The organism is Vibrio sp. 1457, assembly GCF_033340195.1.
GTDB classification, from domain to species: domain Bacteria; phylum Pseudomonadota; class Gammaproteobacteria; order Enterobacterales; family Vibrionaceae; genus Vibrio; species Vibrio alginolyticus.
Map to the genome: position 1 here is coordinate 301,264 of NZ_JAWOWA010000003.1, position 25,735 is coordinate 326,998.

General features: G+C 47.6%; 21 protein-coding genes. 10 read left to right on the top strand and 11 right to left on the bottom strand.

The annotated features are described in order from the left end of the window. Nucleotides 1–189: 189 nt before the first annotated feature. Entirely contained in the window at nt 190–615 is a 426-nt protein-coding gene (uspA, locus tag R7Z41_RS05055; RefSeq protein ID WP_005379165.1) for a universal stress protein UspA, read from the top strand. A 64-nt stretch (nt 616–679) separates the two neighbouring features. Beyond that, nucleotides 680–1,558 (top strand): carboxylate/amino acid/amine transporter, encoded by an 879-nt coding sequence (locus tag R7Z41_RS05060; protein ID WP_065274996.1) that lies wholly within the window; start codon nt 680–682, stop codon nt 1,556–1,558. 68 nt (nt 1,559–1,626) lie between these two features. Here R7Z41_RS05060 and R7Z41_RS05065 read toward each other — a convergent pair whose 3' ends face one another. The 3 genes from R7Z41_RS05065 to R7Z41_RS05075 all read right to left on the bottom strand — a co-directional run bounded on the left by R7Z41_RS05065 (nt 1,627) and on the right by R7Z41_RS05075 (nt 6,380). Then, nucleotides 1,627–2,199: a hypothetical protein gene (locus tag R7Z41_RS05065; protein WP_053349764.1), complete on the bottom strand. Its 573-nt coding sequence runs from the start codon at nt 2,197–2,199 to the stop codon at nt 1,627–1,629. A gap of 186 nt (nt 2,200–2,385) precedes the next feature. Then, nucleotides 2,386–3,165, bottom strand: coding sequence for a class I SAM-dependent methyltransferase (locus R7Z41_RS05070; protein ID WP_005379162.1), 780 nt, complete (start codon nt 3,163–3,165; stop codon nt 2,386–2,388). Between the two features lie 89 nt (nt 3,166–3,254). Then, nucleotides 3,255–6,380 (bottom strand): EAL domain-containing protein, encoded by a 3,126-nt coding sequence (locus R7Z41_RS05075; RefSeq protein WP_005379161.1) that lies wholly within the window; start codon nt 6,378–6,380, stop codon nt 3,255–3,257. 113 nt (nt 6,381–6,493) lie between these two features. Here R7Z41_RS05075 and asnC point away from each other — a divergent pair, with 113 nt between their 5' ends. Beyond that, the gene (gene asnC, locus R7Z41_RS05080) at nt 6,494–6,958 is read left to right on the top strand and encodes a transcriptional regulator AsnC (protein WP_005389595.1); all 465 of its coding nucleotides are present in this window, start codon (nt 6,494–6,496) and stop codon (nt 6,956–6,958) included. A gap of 66 nt (nt 6,959–7,024) precedes the next feature. Here the strand turns inward: asnC and prlC are convergent, their stop codons facing one another. After that, on the bottom strand, nt 7,025–9,067 hold the full coding sequence (prlC, locus tag R7Z41_RS05085) for an oligopeptidase A (RefSeq protein WP_017635033.1): 2,043 nt from the start codon (nt 9,065–9,067) through the stop codon (nt 7,025–7,027). A 399-nt stretch (nt 9,068–9,466) separates the two neighbouring features. On the opposite strand from prlC, the gene R7Z41_RS05090 reads away from it, so the two are divergent. Further along, nucleotides 9,467–10,306 (top strand): 23S rRNA (adenine(2030)-N(6))-methyltransferase RlmJ, encoded by an 840-nt coding sequence (locus tag R7Z41_RS05090; RefSeq protein ID WP_225477617.1) that lies wholly within the window; start codon nt 9,467–9,469, stop codon nt 10,304–10,306. Between the two features lie 259 nt (nt 10,307–10,565). Beyond that, a complete protein-coding gene (gene gorA / locus R7Z41_RS05095) occupies nt 10,566–11,921 on the top strand; it encodes a glutathione-disulfide reductase (protein WP_318136313.1) in 1,356 nt (451 codons plus the stop codon). Nucleotides 11,922–12,001: 80 nt separating this feature from the next. Here the strand turns inward: gorA and R7Z41_RS05100 are convergent, their stop codons facing one another. Continuing rightward, the gene (locus tag R7Z41_RS05100) at nt 12,002–12,907 is read right to left on the bottom strand and encodes a LysR family transcriptional regulator (protein WP_005379156.1); all 906 of its coding nucleotides are present in this window, start codon (nt 12,905–12,907) and stop codon (nt 12,002–12,004) included. 121 nt (nt 12,908–13,028) lie between these two features. Between R7Z41_RS05100 and xapA the strand changes: the two genes are divergently transcribed. Continuing rightward, nucleotides 13,029–13,853 (top strand): xanthosine phosphorylase, encoded by an 825-nt coding sequence (xapA, locus tag R7Z41_RS05105; RefSeq protein ID WP_025793785.1) that lies wholly within the window; start codon nt 13,029–13,031, stop codon nt 13,851–13,853. A gap of 105 nt (nt 13,854–13,958) precedes the next feature. Here the strand turns inward: xapA and R7Z41_RS05110 are convergent, their stop codons facing one another. Then, nucleotides 13,959–14,570 (bottom strand): bifunctional 4-hydroxy-2-oxoglutarate aldolase/2-dehydro-3-deoxy-phosphogluconate aldolase, encoded by a 612-nt coding sequence (locus R7Z41_RS05110; RefSeq protein ID WP_005394384.1) that lies wholly within the window; start codon nt 14,568–14,570, stop codon nt 13,959–13,961. Between the two features lie 9 nt (nt 14,571–14,579). Continuing rightward, on the bottom strand, nt 14,580–15,956 hold the full coding sequence (locus R7Z41_RS05115) for a GntP family permease (RefSeq protein ID WP_012841240.1): 1,377 nt from the start codon (nt 15,954–15,956) through the stop codon (nt 14,580–14,582). Between the two features lie 153 nt (nt 15,957–16,109). On the opposite strand from R7Z41_RS05115, the gene R7Z41_RS05120 reads away from it, so the two are divergent. Together R7Z41_RS05120 and edd are read left to right on the top strand one after the other, a co-directional pair. After that, on the top strand, nt 16,110–16,634 hold the full coding sequence (locus R7Z41_RS05120) for a gluconokinase (RefSeq protein WP_005478642.1): 525 nt from the start codon (nt 16,110–16,112) through the stop codon (nt 16,632–16,634). Beyond that, complete coding sequence (gene edd / locus R7Z41_RS05125) at nt 16,634–18,430, top strand: phosphogluconate dehydratase (protein ID WP_065274992.1); 1,797 nt, start codon at nt 16,634–16,636, stop codon at nt 18,428–18,430. The genes R7Z41_RS05120 and edd overlap by 1 nt, the downstream gene beginning before the upstream one ends. Nucleotides 18,431–19,676: 1,246 nt before the next feature. Here edd and R7Z41_RS05130 read toward each other — a convergent pair. From R7Z41_RS05130 to R7Z41_RS05145, 4 genes are all read right to left on the bottom strand, one after another. Further along, nucleotides 19,677–20,006: an SMR family transporter gene (locus R7Z41_RS05130; RefSeq protein WP_005478614.1), complete on the bottom strand. Its 330-nt coding sequence runs from the start codon at nt 20,004–20,006 to the stop codon at nt 19,677–19,679. Further along, nucleotides 20,003–20,407, bottom strand: coding sequence for an SMR family transporter (locus tag R7Z41_RS05135; RefSeq protein WP_005379135.1), 405 nt, complete (start codon nt 20,405–20,407; stop codon nt 20,003–20,005). Before R7Z41_RS05135 ends, R7Z41_RS05130 begins: the two co-directional genes overlap by 4 nt. A gap of 269 nt (nt 20,408–20,676) precedes the next feature. After that, entirely contained in the window at nt 20,677–21,612 is a 936-nt protein-coding gene (locus R7Z41_RS05140; RefSeq protein WP_005379132.1) for a LysR family transcriptional regulator, read from the bottom strand. A gap of 55 nt (nt 21,613–21,667) precedes the next feature. Continuing rightward, nucleotides 21,668–22,675, bottom strand: a complete 1,008-nt coding sequence (locus R7Z41_RS05145; RefSeq protein ID WP_047103689.1) for a substrate-binding domain-containing protein — start codon at nt 22,673–22,675, stop codon at nt 21,668–21,670. Nucleotides 22,676–22,894: 219 nt separating this feature from the next. Between R7Z41_RS05145 and R7Z41_RS05150 the strand changes: the two genes are divergently transcribed. After that, nucleotides 22,895–24,247 (top strand): serine/threonine-protein kinase, encoded by a 1,353-nt coding sequence (locus tag R7Z41_RS05150; protein ID WP_054575415.1) that lies wholly within the window; start codon nt 22,895–22,897, stop codon nt 24,245–24,247. A 13-nt stretch (nt 24,248–24,260) separates the two neighbouring features. Further along, nucleotides 24,261–25,733, top strand: coding sequence for a chromosome partitioning protein ParA (locus tag R7Z41_RS05155; RefSeq protein WP_065274991.1), 1,473 nt, complete (start codon nt 24,261–24,263; stop codon nt 25,731–25,733). The last annotated feature ends 2 nt before the right edge of the window (nt 25,734–25,735 follow it).

A 25,735-nucleotide genomic window follows, 5' to 3' on the forward strand; every position in this document is an offset into this window, starting at 1 on the left:
TTCACTTCAACTCTAGTCAGTAACACTACGCTTATTTCAGCATATCAAAGTCACTTGGGTATAACGCCACTATAACATGATTACTGAGACAAGACTTTGTACCTACGGCACCGATATGAGATCACTTCAGCAAATTTTTTTTGGGGTTGGTGCTAATCTAAAACTATGACCTTACAAGGAGATAGCAATATGAGTTACAAACACATACTTGTGGCAGTCGACCTTTCAGACGACAGTAAAGTGTTGATTAAGAAAGCCGTATCACTGGCTAAACCTCTGGATGCGAAAGTCTCTTTTATTCACATCGACGTGAACTACGCAGAACTCTACACCGGGCTTATCGATATCAATATGGCAGAAGCGCAACATCAAGCAATGGAAGCATCGCGCACACAATTGGCAAACTTCGCAGAATATGCGCAATACCCAATTGCCCATACTTTAGTCGGTAGTGGCGATTTGAGTAATGAGCTGTGCGATACTATTCAAGACTACAGTATCGATTTGGTGGTTTGTGGTCATCACCAAGATTTCTGGAGCAAGATTCTATCTTCGACTCGACAGCTGATTAACTGCTCACCAGTCGATATGCTGGTCGTACCGCTAAAAGACTGATTGGCGCAGCGATAAAACTTGGTTAGACTGCGGGCACATTTGTTGTTGATAAAGATTCTCATCCATGGCTTATCTATCCGCAGTTACCCTACTTTGGGCATTCTCATTTAGCCTGATCGGCGTTTACCTCGCCGGTCAGGTTGATTCTTGGTTCTCGGTGTTCATGCGCGTGGCACTGGCGAGCCTGGTTTTCATTCCCTTTTTGAAATTCCGTGGCGTTAGCAAACCCCTGATCGCGAAACTGATGACCGTCGGTGGCTTCCAGCTCGGCTTGATGTATTGCTTCTACTACCAATCTTTTTTGCTCCTTTCCGTGCCAGAAGTATTGCTGTTCACCGTATTCACACCCATTTACGTCACGCTAATCTATGACTTCTTGAAAGGTCGCTTTTCACCTTGGTACTTAGTTACCGCTGCAATAGCCGTATTTGGTGCCGCCTGGATTAAATTTGCAGGCATTAATGAAGATTTCCTACTGGGCTTTTTGGTCGTACAAGGAGCAAACCTCTGCTTTGCCATCGGTCAGGTGGGCTACAAATATATCATGGAGAGTGAGCCCGTCGATTTGCCACAACACACCGTGTTTGGCTACTTCTACTTAGGTGCACTTTGTGTAGCAACCGTGGCTTTCGCGCTCATGGGTAACCTCGACAAACTACCAACCACTACAACGCAATGGGGCATTCTGACATACCTTGGGTTGATTGCTTCTGGTTTTGGTTACTTTGCTTGGAACAAAGGCGCGACTATGGTGAACGCAGGGGCACTGGCAGTAATGAACAATGCATTGGTTCCGGCGGGCTTGATTGTAAACATTGTGATTTGGAACCGCGATGTTGATGTCATGCGACTCGCCATTGGCGGTGCGATCATCATGCTATCCCTATGGATTAACGAAACCTGGGTGAAAAAGCGCGTAGAGATGAGTTACGCCAATAAGTAACGCAGCTAATCCTATAAACATTTCGACAATAAAAAACGCTCTCCGACTGGAGAGCGTTTTTTGTTTGATTAATGCACTTTGGCTTGTGAGATTGCGTTCATCAAAGCATTAGGTGGCGTTGGCAGCAGCACTTCTAGTTTCGCATTGCGCGCTTCAAGCTTGCGCTGACGCTTAAGTAACTTTTGTTGTTTTTTCGCCACTTTTAGCAACTTCTTTTGCTGCTTATAGTGCTTTTTCAGTGCTTTTTTCGCTTTCTTGAGCGATTTTTTATCCGCTAAATCAAACCATACTGGTGCGTCGGCTCTTACTGGCTCCGGAGATTTTTCGGCTTGTTTTTTCTCTTTCACACGCTCAACAACACGCTTCACAATCGCGGCTTTTTCGTTGCTTTGTTTAGTGGTCACTGGAATCGCTTGTGATGGCAGAGCTTCAACCAATAAGCCACATGCTTGTTGCTCACTCAATGGCTTGTCTTGGCATTTTTGTGGAGGAATTGCGGCTGGCTTACAAAGGGTATCTTTGGCCGATGAAGAGCGTGCGCAAGAACGACAAACGAATTTTGGTGCGACAACTAAACGATGGATATCACCAAGTTCTGCCGCGATCTGTTTGCGACTCATTTTACATAAACGTTTAGCCATTCTACTACTCCAGCTTCCCAGTTATCGACCGCATCACAACAAGTGAAATAATAATAATTCTTAGTTAGATATACAGTCAGGGAAGGGAATTAGCAAGAGAAAACTATCAATAGAGACGAGGAAAGAGAGGCTGAGTCACAGCACGATACACCATACTGTGACAAGAAAAGTTGAGCCGTCAGGAAGTTATGCCATCGATGCTTTAACGTAGACATCGAAGCGATTTTTTTTCGTTTCAATCGCCATGGTCGGTTTTTTCTCGTTCAGCCAGTTAGCATAGTCTGGGCGTTTAACTACTACACGCTTTGTGGCTAACGCCATGGCTGGTTCTAGTAGGCCATCGGCGTCCAAATCGGCGCCAACCAACGATTGGAAAACGCGCATTTCTTTTTTTACGAGCGCCGACTTCTTTTTATTTTCTGGGTGCGGATACATCGGGTCAAGATACACCACATCAGGCTGGACAAAGTCTTTATCTTGCGCCAATTGTTCCAGCGCATCATGGCTAGAAGCATGGATTAGCGACATGCGCTCAGATACCCAGGTGCCGATTTCTGGGTCTTGTTTCGCTCGATCCAAGCCATCATCTAACAAAGCCGCTACGACTGGATGACGCTCGACCATCTGCACTTTACAACCTAGCGAGGCGAGCACAAACGCATCACGACCAAGACCTGCCGTGCCGTCTAACACGGTTGGCGTTGCCCCTTTGTTCAACCCCGCAGCTTTCGCAATTGCTTGGCCTTTACCACCACCGAACTTGCGACGATGACCTACCGCACCACCAATCAAATCCACAAAGATTGCACCCAGCTTTGGCTCATCCACTTTACGTAGCTCCAAACGCTCGGTGGTTAGCACCAAAGCAAAATCGCTATCGTCAGTGTGAGAAAGCTGCCAACGCGCAGCGAGTTCATCAAGATGAGATTGTTGAGACGGGTTTTCACAGATCAATTGCAGTTGCAAAAGGAGGCTCCAATAAAAATCGAGGTAACTGGCGCTGAGTGTATACCTAAGTTACCTATTAATGCTAGGTTGAGCTTGCTACGCAGAGGTTATACAACCGTCAGTTGCTCCACTAGCTCAGAAAGCGGCTTAGGATGACCAATACCGTAGCCTTGACCGTAGTCCACACCGAGGTCTATCAAATGCTGCATAACCTGGTCATTTTCGACAAACTCCGCCACCGTCACTTTACCTAGTTGCTTCGCCAAGTCATTGATTGAACGAACCATCACGCGGTCCATTTCATTTACGTTGATATCTTGCACGAAAAGACCATCAATTTTCACGATATCGACAGGAAGTTTCTTTAAGTAGCCAAATGAAGACAATCCAGATCCGAAATCATCCAATGCAATCATACAACCCAAAGCCTTTAGCTTGGTAAACAGCTCAATGGCTTGATCCAGATTGCTCATCGCCGCTGTCTCGGTGATTTCTAAGCAGATTTTTTCACACGGCAGAGTCGAACTTTCCAATCGCTCCAATAAGAAGTCAATAAACTCTTGATTCCCCATAGATTGACCTGAAAGGTTTATCGAACAGCGACCAAGCTGTTCAACCACCTCAGGACGCTGTTCAAACCACTCTAGTGTTTGAGTAATAACCTGCTTATCAATCCAATGGGCAATGTTGTAACGCTCGGAAGCAGGGATAAACAGCGCAGGAGAAACATAATCACCGTACCCATTGCGAATACGCACCAAAATCTCAAAATACATTTGAGTCTCGTGCTTTTGTAAGCTTTTTATCGGTTGAGCAAACAGTTCTAAACGTTGATTCGACAATGCCTCATGCACCAAATTGACGCTCTGCATTTCCATCTGACGACGCTGCAACTCTTCGTTATCTAAGCTGAATAGATTATAGCGGTTACGGCCTTGCTCTTTAGCGGCGTGACAAGCAGAGTCTGCTTGAGCGTGCACCATTTGTGGCGTATCAGCGGTATGATCGATGATACGGATACCAATTGAGCAACTGATGAACAGGCGTGTGTCTTCCCAAATAAAGAGATGTTCGCTTAGTGTCGAGATGATCAGTTTGGCAATATTGATGGCGCCATATTCGTCACAGTCTTTGAGTAACACCGCAAACTCATCGCCTCCCATTCGAGCCAAGATGGAATTGTACGGCAGAACGCCTTCCAGCATACTGGCGCAGAATTGAATCGCCGCATCACCTGCATCATGCCCAACCGTATCATTGAGGACTTTTAGTTGATCTAAGTCGAGGTACAACATGGCGTGGACTCGACGATGGCTGTCCACTTCGCACAGTGCGGTCTTAAGCTCTAGTTCAAAATGGTTTCTGTTGTAAGTCCCCGTCAGTAAGTCATAGCGAGCTTGGTATTCCAATTTCTCGGAAAGCAGTTTGGTTTCGGTAATATCTTCGCCCACAATCAGTAGTTGCTCAGATTCACTCAGCGGACGAATATTCTCGCGCACCCAAACACGATGACCATTTGCATGACGATACTCGACTTCACGTCGCCAAACACCATGCACTTGCTGGTTGGGTTGCAATAACACTTGGCGAGGGAACAGCACTTTGTCATCAAAATAGAACTCCCTCAGGCGATGTCCGAGCATGTCCATCGGTTTGTAGCCAAGAAGTAGTTGAGCAAATCGATTCACTTCTTGAATTCGGTTATTACTATCAAGCGTCACCATCATCACGGGCTGCTGCTCATAATAGTTGCGTAGGGTTGACTCACGTTGGTAGAGCTTGTCCTCCATCAATTTACGACTGGTAATATCGCGCGCTTCAAACAAGTATTGCTTATGATTCCCTACTTGCTGAGAAAAAGGCTTGAGCGAAACTTCTAATACCAAGGCGCCGTGTTCTTTACTCCAAATTTCAGCTTCAAACGTCGACACTTGATGGTGAGGCGCATGGAAATACTCCTCTAGCAGCGCTTGGGCTTTCTCACTCCAGTTGGGATGAAACCAAAGTGGTCGGTCTAAACGCAGTCCTTGGTGATAAAGTAAGGATTGAAGGTGATCGTTGCCCGATTTAAGCACACCGTTGGCATCCAAAATACCCATATACTGCATGCTCTGATCGAAAATCGATTCTAGAATAGCCTGGCTTTCTCGCGCAGCGCTCTCACTTCGACGCATCCGCTGTAAATAATAACCCATCAGCAAAATGACCACCGACATCACCACAAACAGGCTACCAAACAGGCGAATTTCCTTGGCAAAACGTTCAGAAAGCTTCATTGGCTTATTAAAAAATACCGCAGAAACCTCTTGCTCAGCCCCCAATCCCCAACGCGCTACCGCTTGGTAATCGAGCTTTATTTCAGAATCACTTTTTTTCACCGCAGGCAGAGGCTGATCAGGGTTATCCAAAACGAATTCAAGCATCTCTGCGCTCTCAATACCATGCCGATAACCACTTTGAATAACCCCTCCAACTGCGCCATGACCCAAACCAATGTCATGCACCATAAACAGCGGCGCGTTTGAGACTTTGTTGACACCAACCCAGTCACGCTCGCTGCCAACCATACCTTGTTTATCTCGGTAATAGGTCCAGAACAAGACGACTTTATCGGAACTCAGTTTTGCGACTTGTTGTTTTAGATCGATGATGCTGTCTGGGACAAGTTGTACGATTTTGTCTCGATATTGCGGGAACTTGAGGACAAAATTGTCGATTTGATAACGCAACACCTCACCGGTCACCGAGTGGTCACTGACGATGAGAACTTGTGTGTAGTTCGGATGTAAGCGCTCAATAAGAGCGAGATTCGCTTCCAAATCGACATCTTCCATGACTCCGGTTGCATTCAGAGAACGATGTAAAGAAGGATGGTAGTTATTAATGCCGTTAAATATAACTGGGGTGTCTTTGATGATTGGGGCTAAACGCTGCATGAGTTCAAGCGCATTGTTATCGCTCACTAAAATGGCATCGAATCGCTCTTTGCGTAATTTCGTAAGATATAAGGATTTTAGTTGTGCAAAAAACTGCTCACTCTGGTTACGTTTCGAGTCTAGATAGAGCACACGCATGTCCAGCGCTCGATCGCCCAGCTGTTGCTCGATGCCTCGCTGTATGGAGTCCGTCCAGAAAAAACCCTGATGATAGGAGTGCACGACCAACACCTTCGGATCTGAGGCCGTAGCAAACGCGCTCCAACATAGCGCGGCAATAACCAGAAAACGCTGCACATTATCTCCATAGCTCGGAGTTAACCCGCAGTTACTCCTGCCAAACCTTGTGAATCCTATCCGCTATGAGTATAAAAGGGAGGTAAAACTCTATCCCTAACGGAAATCATAGTATGAATGCGAGCCTGCCGAAACTCGACGACCTTGACCGCGCAATATTAAAAACACTGATGGCTGACGCCAGAACGCCCTACGCAGAAATGGCAAAGCAGTTCGATGTCAGCCCTGCCACTATCCATGTGCGTATCGAGAAGATGAAGTCGGCTGACATCATCGAAGGAACGGAGGTGATCATCAATACTAAAAAGCTTGGCTACGATGTGTGCTGCTTTATTGGTATTAACCTCAATGCAGCTCGTGATTACCACTCCGCGTTAGAAAAACTCAACGCGCTCGACGAAGTCGTTGAAGCTTACTACACCACGGGCGCGTATAACATATTCGTCAAATTGATGTGCAAATCGATTGAAGAGCTGCAATTTGTACTGATCGACAAGCTGCAAGCCATTGATGAGGTTCAGTCCACGGAGACATTGATATCGTTGCAGAACCCGATAAACCGCAACGTAAATCCGTAAAATTTTTTATAAAAAATGTACAAAAAAGACCAACCGTTCGGTTGGCCTTGATGTTTTTTGCTCAATTTACGCCGCAATACCCGAATGGCGCAACAGTGCATCGATTTGTGGCTCGCGGCCACGGAAGCGCTTAAACAGCTCCATTGGCTCTTCACTGCCCCCCATTTCTAGGATGTTGTTCAGGAAGCTTAGACCCGTCTCTTTGTTGAAGATGCCTTCTTCTTCAAAGCGAGAATACGCGTCTGACGACAGCACTTCAGCCCATAGGTAGCTGTAGTAACCCGCACTGTAGCCACCAGCAAAAATATGGCCGAAGCTGTGTGAGAAACGCGCCCACTCAACCGCAGGAACTACCGCGACTTTCTCTTTCACTTTCGCCAGAGTTTCCAGTACACGCGCACCCACTTCTGGGTCATATTCAGTGTGAAGCGTGAAATCGAACAAGCCGAATTCTAGCTGACGCAAAATACCCATCGCAGATTGGAAGTTTTTCGCTGCGAGCATTTTGTCTAGCATCGCTTTCGGTAGCGGCTCACCTGTCTCATAGTGACCAGAAATGAACGCCAGAGCGTCCTCTTCCCAACACCAGTTTTCTAGGAACTGACTTGGTAGCTCAACCGCATCCCAAGGCACGCCATTAATACCTGAAACAGCACCTGTATCAACTTGCGTCAACATGTGGTGGATTCCATGACCAAATTCATGGAATAGCGTCACGACTTCATCGTGCGTGAACAGTGCTGGTTTGTCGCCCACTGGACGGTTGAAGTTACACGTTAGATACGCAACCGGCGTTTGCAGCTCGCCAGATAGCGTAACGCGACGACCACGACAATCATCCATCCACGCGCCGCCACGTTTGTGTTCACGAGCGTAGAGATCTAGGTAGAAACTGCCACGGAGTGTGCCTTCAGCATCAAAGATATCGAAAAAGCGCACGGACTCATGCCAAGTGTCTACGCCTTCGCGCTCAGTAACGGTCATGCCAAACACGCGGTTTAGCACTTCAAATAGACCGCTCACGACTTTTGACTCTGGGAAGTATGGGCGCAGTTCTTCATCCGAAATTTGGAACAGGTGCTGCTTTTGTTTCTCGCTGTAGTAAGCGATATCCCAAACGTTCAGCTCTTCAACACCAAACTCACTTTTCGCAAACTGACGTAACTCTTCGACTTCACGTTCACCTTGCGGTTTCGCTCGTGTCGCTAGGTCATTCAGGAAGCCCAGCACTTGATCTGGCGTTTCAGCCATCTTTGTTGCTAACGACTTTTCACTGTAAGTATTGAAACCTAGCATACGTGAAATTTCATGGCGCAGTTTTAGCTGCTCAGTAATGATTTCTGAGTTATCCCATTTGCCTGCGTTTGGACCTCGATCAGAAGCGCGCGTCACGTACGCTTCGTACACTTCTTTACGCAACTCTTGGTTATCGCAGTACGTCATGACAGGTAGGTAAGATGGGATATCTAGCGTAATGAGGTAACCATCTAACTCTTTTGCTTCTGCGGCAGCTTTCGCTGCTGCCAGCGCCGATTCTGGCATACCTGCTAGGTCTTTCTCGTCTGTGATGTGCTTGGTCCAACCCATGGTGGCATCCAGCACATTGTTAGAGAATTTAGAGCTCAGCTCAGACATACGTTTGCTGATCTCGCCGTAACGGTGCTGCTCATCGGATGGCAAACCAATGCCTGATAACTCGAAATCACGCAGTGCATCAGTGATGGTTTTCTGCTGTGCACGAGTTAACGTTGCAAATTCTTCGCTCGCTTTGATGGTTTTGTACGCTTCGTACAACCCTTTATGCTGACCAACCCAAGTGCCGTACTCTGACAAAATTGGTAGGCAACTTTCGTAAGCTTCACGTAGCTCTTCGCTGTTCACTACCGAGTTCATGTGACCCACTGGCGACCAGATGCGGCTTAAGCGATCATCCGCTTCTTCAATTGGCGCAATCACACTGTCCCAGGTTGGGTGAGCGTTGTCTTGTAGAACTTCATCGATTTTTGCTCGGCAGTCAGCAATCGCTTGCTCAACGGCAGGCTTGATGTGTTCTGGTTTAATTTGAGAAAACGGAGGTAGGTCCGTAAACGTCAGAAGAGGATTAGACATGAATAATTCCTTTTGTGTTTTGACTCTGTGATTGCCTGTCTATTTTGTGTAGATAGGCCAACTCAATGTACAGACGAGCCAGCAACATGGATTGGGGGAGCTCCGTTCCCTTTCTCTATGCCGCGATGACCATCATATAGTCAACCAGCGCTACTCTGTCCTTGAGTCTTGTTATACCTAAATGAAATTTCACACCCTTTTGAGTGCGAGAAACTCACCTAGTTCAATTCGATTACCAATAGTAAGTGTGGGTGACTTAAAGAAATTTCAATAGCGTCCCCTTATCAGAGGAACAGATTTGATTGGAAGTTCTACATCTTTAAGTTACTTGAGTATAATACCGCCATAGAGTGAAAATCACAGACCACACTCAACCAAAGAGTGTTTCGAGAGTTTAATTTGTTAAGTTACCGCCACAGCTTCCACGCTGGCAACCATGCCGACGTGGTCAAACACATCGTTCAAAGCCTCATTCTTGATGCGCTGAAACAAAAAGATAAGCCATTCGTTTATCACGATACCCACTCGGGTGTGGGCCGTTACGATCTGACTCACGAATGGTCTGAAAAAACGGGCGAATACAAACAAGGCATCGCACGTATTTGGGATAACCCAAGCATTCCCGAAGACATCAAAAGCTACATCGATGCCATTAAAGTGCTCAACAATGGCGAGAAGCTGCGTTACTACCCAGGCTCACCACGTGTGGCGCGCGCGCAAATCCGCCCACAAGATCGCATGGTGCTGACCGAGTTGCACCCGGCCGATCACCCATTGTTAGAGCAAGAATTCCATCGTGATCGCCAAGTGAGCATCTTCAAAGAAGACGGATTCCAACGCCTCAAAGCAAGCTTACCGCCACAAGAACGTCGTGGTTTGGTGCTGATTGACCCACCATACGAACTCGCGAAAGAGTACCGCGATGTGGTGCGAGCGATTCATCAGAGCCATAAACGTTGGGCAACCGGTATCTACGCGATTTGGTACCCAGTGGTAAACCGTCACGACATCGAAGATATGATCGAAGGCTTGGAAGCACTGGGCATTCGTAAAATTCTGCAAATCGAGTTAGGTGTTGCACCAGATACCAACGAGCGCGGCATGACGGCATCCGGCATGATTGTGATTAACCCGCCATGGAAACTGGAAAGCCAGATGAAAGAGATTCTGCCATTCCTGCAAGACGCGATCTCACCAGCAACTGGCCACTGGAAAGTGGACTGGATTGTGCCAGAGTAAGCACTTCAGTACTGATATCTTCAAGCGCAACGATATTCTCGTTGCGCTTTTTTATGCTCTCACCTTCTCCCTCCAATCGTGCTTATTCTTCTTTTTGTGCCTCTCATCGCTATTTGTCATAAGTATTGTCGCTTTTTCCCATTTAGGAATTAGTCGAATTCGATTTATGATAGTGGGATAACGGTGGCATTGAGTTCGGGCAAGGTCATCCCAATCTATCTATGTACCAGATAAAATTTATAAGCTCTTGGAGAAAGTAATGGCGACTCATTTTGACTATATCTGTATCGGTGGCGGCAGTGGCGGCATCGCATCTGCAAACCGTGCGGCGATGTACGGCGCGAAAGTTGCGCTAATCGAAGCTCAAGACCTTGGCGGTACCTGTGTAAACGTAGGTTGTGTACCGAAAAAAGTGATGTGGCATGGCGCGCAAATCGCAGAAGCAATGAACCTGTACGCAGAAGATTACGGTTTTGATGTCGACGTGAAAGGTTTCGACTGGAGCAAACTGGTTGAGAGCCGTCAGGCATACATCGGTCGTATTCACCAATCTTACGATCGCGTTCTTGGCAACAACAAAGTAAACGTGATTAAAGGCTTTGCTAAGTTTGTTGACGAAAAAACTGTCGAAGTAAACGGTGAACACTACACAGCAGATCACATACTGATCGCGGTTGGTGGTCGTCCTACTATTCCAAACATTCCAGGCGCTGAATACGGCATCGATTCAAACGGCTTCTTCGACCTAGCAGAGCAACCAAAACGCGTTGCGGTTGTGGGCGCAGGCTACATCGCAGTTGAAATTGCTGGCGTACTGCACGCGCTAGGTACAGAAACGCACCTGTTCGTACGTAAAGAGTCACCACTGCGTAGCTTCGATCCAATGATCATCGATACATTGGTTGAAGTGATGGACGCAGAAGGTCCAAAACTGCACACCCACTCTGTACCAAAAGAAGTGGTAAAAGAAGCCAATGGCAGCCTAACTCTGCACCTAGAAAACGGTGAAAGCCAAAACGTTGACCAACTGATTTGGGCAATCGGTCGTCACCCAGCGACAGACGCAATCAACCTAGCGTCAACCGGTGTGGCAACGAACGAAAAAGGCTACATCAAGGTAGACGAATACCAAGAAACTAACGTGAAAGGCATCTACTGTGTGGGTGACATCATGGAAGGCGGTATCGAGCTAACACCAGTAGCAGTGAAAGCGGGTCGTCAACTTTCTGAGCGTCTTTTCAACAACAAACCAAACGCGAAGATGGACTACGATTTGGTACCAACTGTGGTATTTAGCCACCCACCAATCGGCACTATCGGTCTTACAACGCAAGAAGCGGAAGAGAAGTACGGCAAAGACAATATCAAAGTCTACACGTCTGGCTTTACGGCGATGTACACCGCCGTTACTAAGCACCGTCAACCATGTAAGATGAAGCTTGTATGTGCGGGCGAAGAAGAAACGGTTGTTGGTCTGCACGGCATCGGTTTCACGGTAGATGAAATGATCCAAGGCTTCGGCGTAGCAATGAAGATGGGCGCAACCAAAGCAGACTTCGACTCTGTTGTGGCTATCCACCCAACGGGCTCAGAAGAGTTCGTAACGATGCGTTAATTACGCGCTAATCGCATTGCTGATTTCAGCGAATCATTTGAAAAGGTCATCTTAGGATGACCTTTTTTGTTATCCCATGCTTAACTCGCATTCTCTAATAATGTGCGAATAAACTCGGCTTTAATAGCACTCTCCTGCTTACCATCATGAATCAGACACAAGTCTGCACGCAGTGACTCTTTCAGCTTGATAAAACGAATCCCATGCCAATGATGCTGAGAAAACGTCGACGGCACCAACGTCACGGTATTGCTGTTTGCCACATACGCCATCAAGGTGCTTGGCTCCACCACTTGTTTGCCAATATGGGGTGAAAAGCCTTCTTGCAGACAGGCATTGATGATGAAGTTTGCCGAGGCTGAATTCGCCAAACTCATAAACGCAAACTCACACGTCTTTAAATCTTGGAGCCGCAGCAAAGATTTGCTGGCTAACTCATGTTGCTCCGACACCGCCACCACAAACACATCTTTGCCCAAAGATACCGACTGATACGGATAAATGTTGAGTGCATCAGCAAAACGCACAATGCCCACATCGATTTTCTTCTCGCTAAGGTGCTTCTTTTGCGTCTCTGGGTTAAGGTCAAAAATGTCGGCGTGATAAGTGTCATGCTCAGCATGGAAGCGCTGTAACAGACGATCAAATCCGCCCCAAAATGCGCTACTTACCACACCAACTCGCAGGATATTTCTCTGGTTCAACCCCACTTGCTGCACTTGATTGAGCGAGACATCCAAGGTCTGAAAAATCAGTTGGCATTTGGACTCCAACAATCGTCCGGCCTCCGTTAGCATGACGTTTCTTGAATCACGCTCAAACAGTTTGACGTTAAGTACCTCTTCCAACTCTTTGATGCGATTGCTCAACGGCGAATTGGTGATATTGAGGTTCTCGGCCGCCTTAGTGAAATGCTTGGTTTGTGCGACCTCGTAAAAGTAACGCAGCATCTTCAGCGTCACGCGCTCAAATGGTTCTGACTTCATGCATTGAGTCCTAGCGAATTTCATCATCCTCTTTTTAAGGATGATAGTAGCGAATAAAGCAAAGATAACCAGCGCAGAAAGTCACACAATGGAATCAACACACAACCAGAAGGTGACTAACATGAATCACGATCCAGTAATCGGCGCGCTACAAACCATTCGCGAACGCAAACCAAACTTCCAACCTAAAGCGGCGTTTATTTTAGGCTCTGGCTTAGGCGTATTGGCAGACGAACTACAAGACAAAGTGGTCATTCCATACGAAGAGCTCGAAGGCTTTCCGGTTAGCACCGTGCAAGGCCACTCTGGTGAGTTGGTACTTGGCACCATGGGCGGCGTAGACGTAGTGTGCATGAAAGGTCGCGGTCACTACTACGAACACGGCTCAATGAAGGTCATGACCACGCCCGTACGCACCTTTAAAAAGCTGGGCTGTGAGTTTCTGCTCGTCACCAACGCGGCAGGCTCACTTCGCCCTGAGCGTATTGATGTCGGCTCTCTGGTGGTATTTCATGATCACATCAATACCATGCCTGAATCGCCAATGATCGGTCCGAATGATGAAGAGTACGGCCCGAGGTTCTTCAGCCTCGCCAATGCGTACGACAAAGACCTGCGCGCAGAAGCGTTTGAAGTCGGAAAAGCCAATGGCATTCACCTGAATGAAGGTGTGTTTGTCTCTTACACAGGCCCCAACTTTGAGACCGCAGCCGAAATCCGCATGATGCAAATCATCGGTGGTGATGTGGTGGGTATGTCGGTCGTGCCAGAAGTGATTTCTGCGGCGCATTGCGGCTTACCCGTATTGGCAGTGTGTGCGATCACCAACATGGCAGAAGGCTTGGGAGATGTAGAATTGTCTCACGCCCAAACATTGAAGTGCGCGAAGCTAGCCGAAGCAGATTTCATTCGCTTTATTAAGCGCTTTATTAAGCATCACTTCTAAAGCTGTTTCATTCCAAAAAGCAAAAGGGTCATCAAGTAACTTGATGACCCTTTTTCGTATCACTTTTTCTAACGTTCGGGGGTATTTCGGAGCCGTTTGTGCGTTTTACTTAACTGCGCGAACCAATTCAGCAATGCCTTCCCAATCGCCGTTGTCCATCATTGCGGTTGGCACCATCCACGTACCGCCACAAGCTACAACCGATTTCAGCGCTAGGTAATCTTCCACGTTGGATGGGCTCACGCCACCTGTTGGCATGAATTCCACTGGGTAAACCGCCGTGAGTGCTTTCAGCATGTTTACGCCGCCTGATGGCTCAGCAGGGAAGAACTTCAACGTACGCAGACCCATTTCCATCGCTTGCTCAACCAAGCTTGGGTTGTTTACACCCGGTACGATAGTCACACCACGTTGCTGACAGTATTTCACTGTGGTTGGGTTGAAGCCTGGGCTAACGATAAAGTCCACGCCCGCTTCGATCGCGATATCCACTTGTTCTGTGGTCAGAACGGTGCCCGCGCCAATCAACAATTCTGGGTACGCTTCACGCATGATGCGAATCGACTCCGCCGCCGCTTCGGTGCGGAATGTCACTTCCGCACATGGTAAACCGTTTTCTACCAACACTTTTGCCAGTGGCAGAGCGTGTGCTACGTCGTTGATTGCGATAACTGGGACGATTTTTATTTCTCTTAATCGTTGTTCAAGTGTTGTCATGGGGAACCTCTAAAGAATAAAGCTTAATGTTGCGACGATAATAAACGCGATACCGCCAAGTAACGTTTCCATTACCGTCCAAGTTTTTAATGTGGTTTTCTCATCCATCTCAAGCAGACGAGATACCAACCAGAAACCAGAGTCATTGAAGTGAGACAGTACCGTTGCACCACCCGCAATCGCGATTACGATAAAGCAAAGGTCGAGCTCACTCAAACCTGTTGATGCTGCCACAACTGGCGCGATAAGAGCCGCCGTAGTGGTTAGCGCTACGGTTGCCGAGCCTTGAGCAACACGCAGACAAGTTGAAATCACAAACGCCGCCACAATCACAGGCATACCTGTGTCTGTAAGAACGTCAGCCAGTGCATCACCAATACCGCTTGAGCGCAGTACGCCGCCAAACATGCCACCTGCACCCGTTACTAGGATAACACCACAGATAGGAGCCAATGACTCACCACATAATTTTTCTAGTTTTGCCATGCCGTAGTCTTTGGCAAACACAGCCAGACAGACAATCAAAGTGATCAGCAACGCAACTGGGGTTTTACCTAGCATACGTAGGAACTCAACCAGTGCCGTTTTACCATCAATCACACCCGCAACCGCCAGTGTGTTCAATACCGTATCCAAACAGATTAGCAGGACTGGCAGCACAAGGATGGTCATAACCGTGCCAAATTTTGGTGCGTTGCGCTCATCCACCATCGCTTCGCCATTAAAGAAGGCTTTAGATAGTGGGATATCGAATTTTTTGCCCGCGTACAAACCAAATAGGTAAGCGCCAAGGTACCAAGTTGGAATAGCAACCAGAATACCCACCACCAATAGCAGACCGATGTTTGCGCCAAGGAATTCTGCCGCTGCAACCGGACCTGGGTGTGGTGGAACAAACGCGTGCATAACCGCAAAAGCACCGGCAGCAGGCAACGCGTATTTAATTGGTGAGCCACCAAAACGAGCCGCCACACTTAGGATGATTGGCATCATCACTACAAGGCCTGCATCGAAGAAGATTGGGAAGCCAAACAGTAATGAAGCGACGCCCAAAGCAAATGGTGCGCGCTCTTTACCAAAGCGACCAATCAAAGTGTCTGCCAGCACTTTCGCACCGCCAGTCACTTCAAGAATTTTACCGATCATCGCACCAAGACCAACCAGCAATGCCACGGAAGCCAGCGTGCCGCCGAAGCCGCCCATCATGGTCGATACGACTTTCTCTGAAGGAACGCCAGTGGCGATTGCCGTACCTAAACTCACCATAGTAAGAGAAGCAAAAGCATGGACTTTCAGTTTAATGATCAGAACGAGTAACGCTGCAATGGCAAGGCCTGCAATCGTCAGTAGGAACGTAGGATCTGGGGCTTGGGTTAATTGCTCCATAGGTTCACCTTTAAGAATTATTGTTTGTGTTATGGTTCACATTTATTTCAGTTACCGGTAACATGTTACCGATAACATTAATAAGATAAACCCATATTTTAAAGTGAATTCAAAAATTGAGATCACGCGCAAATTTGGTTATGAGGATAAGTTATGGCTGGTAGTAGTGTCATCGTTATGGGCGTTTGTGCTAGTGGTAAAAGCACAATTGGTGAGCATCTAGCGAAAAAGCTAGGGCGTAAATTCATTGATGGTGATGATCTTCATCCACGAGCGAACATTCAGAAAATGGCATCGGGCCAGCCTCTGAACGATGATGATCGCAAGCCATGGCTAGAACGCATTCGTGATGCGGCGTACAGCCTAGAAAGCAAAAACGAACACGGCATTATTGTCTGTTCAGCACTGAAAAAGATTTACCGCGATCAGATCCGCGAAGGCAACGACAACGTGACCTTCCTGTTCCTTGATGGCGATATGGAGTTGATCCTTAATCGCATGCGTATGCGCAAAGGCCACTTCATGAAAGAAAACATGGTGAAGAGCCAATTCGAGACGCTAGAGCGCCCAGACAACGAGCCTCAAACTCTGATCATCAGTATCGACGGAGACATCAGCGACGTGGTGGAACGCTCTGCCGCTGAGCTAATCAAAATGCAAGCGATCGAGGTGGCGTAATGACTCACTCTGTTGTTCTTGAGGTCACACAACGTTTGACCGAGCGCAGCCGTGAAGCGCGCGCTGCGTTTCTTGCTCGCACCGAAGTGCAAACCGAAGCTGGCAAAGGCCGTGTTGGTTTATCTTGTGGTAACTTAGCCCATGCAGTCGCCGCTTCTTGCTCTTCTGAAAAGAAAAATATTCTCGATTTTACTCATGCCAATGTCGCGCTGATCAGCGCCTACAACGACATGTTGAGCGCCCACCAGCCGTACCAAGACTACCCAACGCAAATCAAACAAGTGCTGGCGGACTACGGCCATACAGCGCAAGTCGCAGGTTGTGTGCCAGCGATGTGCGATGGGGTGACTCAAGGTCAAGCAGGCATGGATATGTCGCTGTTTTCGCGTGACTTAATTGCTCAATCAACGGCGTTGTCTTTGAGTCACAATGTCTTTGATGCCACATTACTGCTTGGCATCTGTGACAAAATCGCACCGGGGCAACTGATGGGCGCGCTGTCTTACGCTCACCTACCAACGGCGTTTGTGCCAGCGGGTCTGATGGCAACAGGCATCAGCAACGAAGAGAAAGTCGACGTGCGCCAAAAATACGCAGCGGGAGAAGTCGGCAAAGACGCTCTGCTGGATATGGAGTGTCGCGCTTACCACTCTGCGGGTACGTGTACGTTTTACGGCACCGCCAATACCAACCAGTTGGTGTTCGAAGCCATGGGCTTGATGCTGCCAGGTTCAGCATTCATTCATCCCCATACCCAACTGCGTAAAGCGTTAACCGATCACGCGGCTCTGAAAATCGCCTCAATGACGGCGGGTTCTGCACACTTCCGTCCGTTGGCAGAAGTGGTCACAGAAAAGAGCTTGGTCAACGGCATCATCGCTCTACTCGCATCTGGCGGCAGTACCAATCACACCATTCATATGATCGCCGTGGCGCGTGCTGCTGGCATCTTGCTCACGTGGCAAGACATCAGCGATCTGTCGGATGTGGTTCCTTTATTAGCGCGCGTTTACCCGAACGGCCCAGCCGATATGAACGCGTTCCAAGACGCGGGGGGCGTGCCAGCGTTATTGCACCGCTTGAACGAATCCGAGCTTTTGCATCGCGATGTGAAACCCGTGTTTGGTGAATTTGAAGACCAGATAACGCTACCGAGTCTTGTCGATGGACAACTGACTTGGACACCGTGCCAAGGCAGCCAAGACGGTGACGTGATCGCCAAACCGGATGCCACTTTCCAAAATACTGGCGGCACTCGCGTATTGACTGGCAACTTAGGCAAAGCCGTGGTGAAAGTGTCTGCGGTGAAAGAAGAGCAACGCGTGATTGTGGCACCAGCGATCGTATTCCAATGCCAACACGAAGTGGAAGCCGCATACAAACGTGGCGAGCTGAACAAAGACTGCATCGTTGTGGTCACACACAACGGCCCAGCGGCAAACGGCATGCCTGAACTGCATAAACTGATGCCAATCCTCGGCAACGTGCAGAAAGCGGGCTTTAAAGTCGCGCTAGTTACTGACGGTCGTTTATCTGGCGCATCAGGTAAAATTCCGTCTGCGATTCACGTTTCTCCAGAAGCCATTCGTGGTGGCGCGATTGGTTTGGTGCGCAACGGTGATTTGATTCGTCTGGATTGCCAAACGGGTGAACTGAACAACTTAAGCGACACCACTGGTCGCGAGTTGATTCATTTCGATACCGAATCGACCCAACAAACTTGGGGACGAGGTCTGTTTAGCGTGATCCGCCAAAACGTATCGAGTGCAGAAGAAGGCGCAAGCTTTATTGTTTAAGGCGAGAAGAAAGACCTCGTCGTTCCGACGAGCCCAAGCAAGATCAGGAATTTAATATCAACGTGCTGTGAAGCCAGAGAAAACTCCTCTGCCACAGCACTTTTTGTTGGTAGATTCTGAATCACGCTCGTCCCTCGCTGTTCAGAATGACGAGCGTTGGGATTGGCCTCGGTTCTTTTTAAAAATGAATGAGTCCGTCATTCCGACGAGCCTAAGCAAGATTAGGAATCTACTATCAACGTGCTGTGAAGCAAGAGAAAATCCCCCTCTGTTACAGCACTTTTTGTTGGTAGATTCTGAATCACACTCGTCCCTCACTATTCAGAATGACGAGCTTTGAGATTGGCCACCGCTATTTCTAAAAACGAATGAATCCGTCATTCCGACGAGCCTAGGCGAGATCAGGAATCTAATCTCGACATGCTATGACGTCAGAGAAAACTCCTCTGCCACAGCACTTTTTTGTTAGTAGATTCTGAATCACGCTCGTCCCTCGCAGTTCAGAATGACGAGCTTTGGGATTGGCCACCGCTCTTTCTAAAAACGAATGAATCCGTCATTCCGACGAGCCTAAGCGAGATCGGGAATCTAATATCAACGAGCTGTGAAGCCAGAGAAAACACCTCTGCCACAGCACTTTTTGTTGGTAGATTCTAAATCACGCCCGTCCCTCGCTGTTCAGAATGGCAAGCTTTAGGATTGGCCTCGGTTCTTTTTAAACAAATGAATCCGTCATTCCGACGAGCCTAGGCGAGATCAGGAATCTACTATCAACGTGTTGTGAAGCTAGAGAAAACCCCTCTTCCACAGCACTTTTTGTTGGTAGATTCTGAATCACGCTCGTCCCTCGCTGTTCAGAATGACGAGCTTTGGGATTAGCCTCAGTTCTTTCCAAAAAACGAATGAATCCGTCATTCCGACGAGCCTAGGCGAGATCAGGAATCTAATAGCAAAATGCTGTGAAGCCAGAGAAAACCCCTCTTCCACAGCACTTTTTGTTGGTAGATTCTGAATCACGCTCGTCTCTTGCTGTTCAAAATGACGAACTTTAGGATTGGCCTCTGTTCTTTTTAAAAATGAATGAGTCCGTCATTCCGACGAGCCTAGGCGAGATCAGGAATCTAATATCAAGGTGCTGTGAAGCCAGAGAAAACCCCTCTTCCACAGCACTTTTTGTTGGTAGATTCTGAATCACACTCGTCTCTTGCTACTCAGAATGACGATATCTAGCATTCATTAAATTACATCAAGCGGTCTTCATCACCACGACGGCAGCAATCACCACAAAGATACCAAACCAGCCGATTGGCTTGAGTTTCTGCTTAAACAGCAAGGCTCCACCCACTGCGGTACCCAAGATACCGATCGCACCCCAAGAGGCATAAGCAATGGCTAAGTCGATCTCTTTCACCGCTTGTGCCAACAGCGTGAATGCTGTCAGTACCAACACAATCGCCGCAATGCCCCAGCCTTTATATTTAAAACCTTTTGAGCGTGTCAGCGCCATATTGGCCATGATATCGACCAAGGCAGCCATCACGACAAATCCAAATGACATCGTAAAAAATTGACTCATGATTCGCACCTTGTACTAGTAGAAAATGAACGTTCTTTTGCCGGTTTATCGGCATTTTTCTTGGCGTTAGGTTGACCATGTGATTCCCCTAAGGTCACACACACAATGCCAACAACGGCTAACATCAAACCAAACAACTCTTGATGGTTTAAGTTGGCATCAAAGGCGATGATCGACACCACGGTGATCAACGAGATACCTAACCCTTCCCAGACAGCGTATGCCACACCGATAGATATTTTCTTCGCGGCAAACGCGAGAAAGTAGTAAGAGATTGCGATCAGCACATACATTACGATGTAGCCCCACCACCCGTGCCCTTGTCCGATAAGAGACATAGTGCTGGTGCCAGCCACTTCGGCAACGATGGCGAGCAATAAAAATAGACGTGCAACTAGCATGATTAATCCTCCATCAGAAATTAAAAAAATGCATAACGGAGAATGGTGAATGCCACGTACCTGTATCGACATTCAAAAAGTTAAAAAGATAAAAATGAGCCACTTCTCCTGACTATTTGAGATAAGGTTAGCGCTGGGTAGGAAAAAGAGACAGGTAATTGAGATATTCATTTTTGAATATCTTAAGAAATAAGTTGTCTATGTAATCACACAACATTGATAAGGTTAAAGCATCTGCTCTCTCATTCAGCTGATGCCATCAGGTGACGTCACTGCGTAAAAATCAGCGGCGTATTGAGGGTTTGTCGCACCACTTTATGTAGGTGTCTGTGCAAAGGATGGTTGCGGTTGGTTTGAAGGAAACCGCCAGAGACCACAAACTGACTGAACTCACGATTAACGGGTGGCATTGCGTAAGAGGCGAGTTCTGGCATCAACAATGCCGAGCTTTGACTGGCATACATAATCGCGTCGGTTTCTTGCAACATTTGGCAAGCCAAACGCAAATTATAGGACTTCAGTAACACTACTGGCTCATAACCCATACGTCGATACTCGGACTCCACGGTACAAAGCGGTTTATATGATGCAGGCGCAGGCAAAGAGACGAGTGGTAGTTTGGACACCGTGTCCCAATCATTGCTGACTTTCGACAACGTTGGGTGGTTTTTGCGCGCCAAAATCACTCGTTTTTCAACGAATAACGGGCGCATGTAAATGTCTTTCGACAGCTCGGTCTCTTGGTCAAGAATGCAGTAATCGTGCTCGCCTTCTAACATTTCATCGTGCGAGTAAGTATTCCAGCTGGAAAAGGCAAAGTGCGCTTTGGGAAAGGCTCGATGACAGCCAGTGAGCAGTCGCTGCCCTTGTTCATCCATCAAATAAGGGTCAGTTACAATCGCAATCTGCCCTTGGTATTGCAGTGGGTCGAACACTTCAAATTCTTGCACCACTTTTTCCAGTGGTGCAACCATATTGTCGAACTCGGCGGCGAGACGAATCGCCATGGGTGATGGCTCTACCCCATGTGCTTTACGCACAAAAAGCGGGTCATCAAACACTTGCTTCAACTTCATCACGCCGCGGCTGGCGCTCGGTTGAGAAATGCCAAGCTGCATTGCGGCCAGCTTGATGCTGCGGTTTTCCACCACGGCTTTTAATAAACGCATTAAGTTGAGATCCAATGCATCCAGCTGATGTGCCATACCCTAACCTACCAATACCATTGATGAGCGAATACAAAGAGCAGTTAACAATTAGTTAAACACTCTCTCCCGACGTGATCTGATACCCCATATCGAAGACTTTTTCTTCTTGCGTTTCGCCTTTCAGGCGCGCAATTAATAGCTCTGCGCTCTTTACACCAATTTGGAAACGCGGCGTATCAACGCTGATCAGTTTCGGGCTGATAGTTTGACCGATATCCAGCGCGTTATAGCCCGCCACTGCCAATTGCTGTGGAACTTGAATGCCACGTTGCTGCGCACTCAGCATGGTGCCAATTGCGATGTCATCGTTGGTACAGAACACCCCATCGAGCGTTGGGTGCGTTTCCAGTGCGCGTTCGAGCAAATCATGCGCTAAAGAAAAACTAGAATGATCACCAGTTAATACATGTTTGGGTTCTAGCCCTGCTTCTGTCATCGCGCGATCGTAACCTTGCATCCGCAATTTGGTTCGCGTATCCAGACGCGCGCCAAAATAGACGATTGTACGCTTCCCCGTATCTAGCATCTGCTTAACCACGGTGTACGACGCATCTTCATGATCGAGTCCAACCGCCATATCAATCGGCTCCGATGGCAGTTCCATGGTTTCGACCACCGGAATGCCCGCATTTTTGATCATCTGTAATGTACGCGGCGTGTGATGGCTTTCAGTTAGAATAAGCCCATCGACTTGATAAGAGAGTAATGACGCGATCTTGCGCTCTTCTTCAAGCTCATCGTAGCTAAAATGCGCTAAAAGCGTCTCATAGCCATTGGCTTTGGTCACCATCTCTATGCCCTGAACAAAGGAAGCAAAAATTTGGTTGGACAAAGACGGCAGTAAAATACCAATGGCTTTACTGGAGGACTTTGACAACATCGCCGGTGCACGGTTTTCGATGTAACCCATCTCTTCAATCGCAGTCGCAATCTTGGCCCGAGTCTTTTCCGCCACCGATTCAGGGTTACGCATGTAGCGTGAAACGGTCATCTTCGTGACGCCAACCTGGTCTGCGACATCCTGCAATGTCGTACGAGTTTTCTTATTCTGTTGAGCCATAAATATGTGATTTATCAGTAATGTTACAAGTAACATTATGACGAATAGACTCTCTGCCGACAAGCTCAGTAAAAATAATTCGCAAAATCATGACGTTATTACTCCACTAGCCATCAAATTGCGTTTCATGGATTGTGAATCAAAACCGAATAAATAAATGACATTTATATCAAAGTTCTTATAAAATGCCGTACCTAAAAGAATAAGACATTAGTCACAGTGCAGTTAGGCTCTAGCGAAACCCAGATTTACTACCACCTGCTTGATCTGGACGACTCCCAAAAGCAGCAATACCTCCAAGCATTGCAACGAAGTCAACCTGAGCTGTATCGACAACTCGTTCCTCTTTTAGCCGACGAGACACCGGAAGAACAACTAACGCAGTTACTTTATTTTGGTGCTCATCAGGCTACGAACCAAGACGTCGATCTAAGCGGAGAAATCATCAGTAAGTACCGCCTAACTCATGAGTTGGGGCGTGGTGGCATGGGTGTCGTATACGCAGCTCTACGTGCAGATGAAACGTTCGAGCAAGATCTGGCTATCAAGTTTATTCAAAGCAATTTGAGCAATGTGTTAGGGCAACGCGCACTCTTCGATGAAGCTCAACTTCTCGCGCGTCTAAACCATCCTTACATCGCGAAAGTGTTTGACGGCGGTCTCCATCAAGATTCGGTTTACATCGTGATGGAGCGGGTGTTTGGTCAAACTTTGGATGAGTATCTATCTGAAAATAAGCTAGAAAAAACGGAGAAGCTGCTGTTGTTTAAGCAGATCTGCCAGGCGATGGAGCACGCCCACCAGCACCAGGTTTTGCATGCCGATCTAAAACCAGAAAATATACTGATTGATCGTAGCAAGCGTCCCAAGCTGCTTGACTTCAACTTGACTCAAAAAGCGCACTCCAACCGAGAAGATTCACCCTCAGCGCTGATTGCGTTTAGCCAAAATTTTGCCAGCCCAGAGCAGCAAGCAGGACTGGTTCTAACAGAGCAAAGCGACGTGTACTCCTTGGGCAAAATTCTCGCTTTGATGTTTCCATCACCAACAATTTGGTCTGATGCTTACTGGGTGATAAGACGCGCAACGCGTCCTGCCACTCAAATGCGATATACCAATGTTAGAGCATTGCGCATTGATATCGAACGAATTATCGAACGCCGTCCAATCGAGCAGAAAAAAAACTGGCCATTGTATAGCGCCTTTCGCTTGGTACAGCGACGTCCCCTTGCTTCGGTATTGTCAGGCATCATTGTGCTCTCTGGTGTGTTATTTGGCAGCGCCATGATGCAAAAGAATATCCAGCTGCAACAAGAGAAGAAGATTGCAGAAGATATGATGTACGAAATGACTCGCCTCATCTTCCACGCGAAGGGGCAAAATGTCGAACATCTCTCAGTGAACTCCATGATGGAGTTAACACGAAGGCGGATACTCTCTAACCCAGATATCCCCAAACATATAAAACAAAAAATGTTGTTGGCGATGATGACACCGGTGCCAGAGAAGCACCTAACTACACCAATGAGTTGTCAGCCAAATTGTGCGTCTAAGAACAGCACCAACCAATAAGGCTTAAAACAAGATGTATACACGTTCAGTGGTATTTTGGCTGTCTGCATTGACGGCTACGTCCACGTTGGCAGCAGACGTTTCAGTTGCCACTTCACACCCACCAGCTTCAACCTTGAAGCAAGGCTACTTTATCGACGCCCCAGTGACTGGCCTGTATTACAAAACCAGTTCCAATATCACTGGCGTCACTCAGCAAGGAGCATTTCATTACCAACCCGGTGATGTAATTAGCTTCTTCCTTGGTAACGATGATAAAGGTTATCTGCTGACGACCTTATCAAGCCAAGAAGTGCTGACGCCGACGATGGCGACAACCAAACCTAGCCGCAGCATCAATATGACGCGTCTGCTGCTTTCTCTCGACAGCACGCCTGAGAATCGTGAGGAAATTGTCCTAGCAAACCGTGTGCTGTCTGATCCTCACTTTCAAAGCCAGCTCAAAGGCCTTGATCTCAATTACCTGGATGACGCTAAACGCTACCTCAATCTCGATTGGGTATCTGTCAATGAGGCGATTGAGCACCTAAACGAAAGCCAGCAGTACATTGAAAAAAACTTTTCCTCTGATGAGATCATTTTTGAACCTCGCGACGTGACGTTCAAAAACATCGTCATCAAAAAGAAGGATTGGCAAGGCCGCGCTTGTTCTTACGATCTACGCTATCAGCATCATCCCAAATATCGTCCTCCTATTGGTGAAACTCGATTCACCATCACCAAAGACTCATTGATTGAACACCCAAGCATTGGCGACCATTTTCAAGGCTGCTTCCTCTCGATGAAGCGCCCTATCACGGAAGATGTCGTCGAACCGATAAGCAAGTTTGCGGATTGGTTTAATATTGTTGGTTGTTCAATCACAGGGTGCACCCGCAACGACTTGAATGGCTTCTCTCTCGAAGACTTCGATGATGAAGGCGACTGGAAGTACCGCTCCGTTGCCCTCAATTTTGATCCGAGCACCGAGTTATTGATGGAAAAAGTACAAGGTCTCGGGCGTAAAAAAAACATCCAACACAATAACCGCACAGAAATGCTCTGGTTTACGTATCCCAATACTAGCGAACACGACATTGACTACCTCGGCGTGTGGCAGCAAACCGAATACCACCAACAGTCCATGACACAATCGTGCCTATTGATGCGCCATCAACAAGTCATGCGACTGCCGCAAAATACGGACACCTGCCCAACCGATACAAGCCTGTACACCCAAGATGTTACCCGCGAATTTGCCGACATGTGGTGGGTCAACAATAGCGCCCCCAAAGCCGAACTCGCGCAAATGAACGTCATGGTACGTTGGTCAACAACCCCATCTGAAATCAATTACACCACCTGGGAATACTTGCCAGCTGGTGCAACTTGGGAGCAAGGCATTTTATATCGCTATCAACAAAATGTTCTGCGCAACCAAGACGGTTCCGATCGCATTGAAACCCACACCATTTCTGAATTTGTCAAAGTGAGCGAGGATGTATAACC

Bases quoted from the DNA above. Each gene is read 5' to 3' on its own strand.
- gorA (WP_318136313.1), top strand. From the start codon at position 10,566: ATGGCGACTCATTTTGACTATATCTGTATCGGTGGCGGCAGTGGCGGC.
- R7Z41_RS05110 (WP_005394384.1), bottom strand. From the start codon at position 14,570: ATGACAACACTTGAACAACGATTAAGAGAAATAAAAATCGTCCCAGTT.
- R7Z41_RS05065 (WP_053349764.1), bottom strand. From the start codon at position 2,199: ATGGCTAAACGTTTATGTAAAATGAGTCGCAAACAGATCGCGGCAGAA.
- R7Z41_RS05100 (WP_005379156.1), bottom strand. From the start codon at position 12,907: ATGAAGTCAGAACCATTTGAGCGCGTGACGCTGAAGATGCTGCGTTAC.
- R7Z41_RS05060 (WP_065274996.1), top strand. From the start codon at position 680: ATGGCTTATCTATCCGCAGTTACCCTACTTTGGGCATTCTCATTTAGC.
- R7Z41_RS05130 (WP_005478614.1), bottom strand. From the start codon at position 20,006: ATGAGTCAATTTTTTACGATGTCATTTGGATTTGTCGTGATGGCTGCC.
- R7Z41_RS05115 (WP_012841240.1), bottom strand. From the start codon at position 15,956: ATGGAGCAATTAACCCAAGCCCCAGATCCTACGTTCCTACTGACGATT.
- R7Z41_RS05140 (WP_005379132.1), bottom strand. From the start codon at position 21,612: ATGGCACATCAGCTGGATGCATTGGATCTCAACTTAATGCGTTTATTA.
- uspA (WP_005379165.1), top strand. From the start codon at position 190: ATGAGTTACAAACACATACTTGTGGCAGTCGACCTTTCAGACGACAGT.
- asnC (WP_005389595.1), top strand. From the start codon at position 6,494: ATGAATGCGAGCCTGCCGAAACTCGACGACCTTGACCGCGCAATATTA.
- R7Z41_RS05135 (WP_005379135.1), bottom strand. From the start codon at position 20,407: ATGCTAGTTGCACGTCTATTTTTATTGCTCGCCATCGTTGCCGAAGTG.
- R7Z41_RS05120 (WP_005478642.1), top strand. From the start codon at position 16,110: ATGGCTGGTAGTAGTGTCATCGTTATGGGCGTTTGTGCTAGTGGTAAA.
- prlC (WP_017635033.1), bottom strand. From the start codon at position 9,067: ATGTCTAATCCTCTTCTGACGTTTACGGACCTACCTCCGTTTTCTCAA.
- R7Z41_RS05145 (WP_047103689.1), bottom strand. From the start codon at position 22,675: ATGGCTCAACAGAATAAGAAAACTCGTACGACATTGCAGGATGTCGCA.
- R7Z41_RS05155 (WP_065274991.1), top strand. From the start codon at position 24,261: ATGTATACACGTTCAGTGGTATTTTGGCTGTCTGCATTGACGGCTACG.
- edd (WP_065274992.1), top strand. From the start codon at position 16,634: ATGACTCACTCTGTTGTTCTTGAGGTCACACAACGTTTGACCGAGCGC.
- xapA (WP_025793785.1), top strand. From the start codon at position 13,029: ATGAATCACGATCCAGTAATCGGCGCGCTACAAACCATTCGCGAACGC.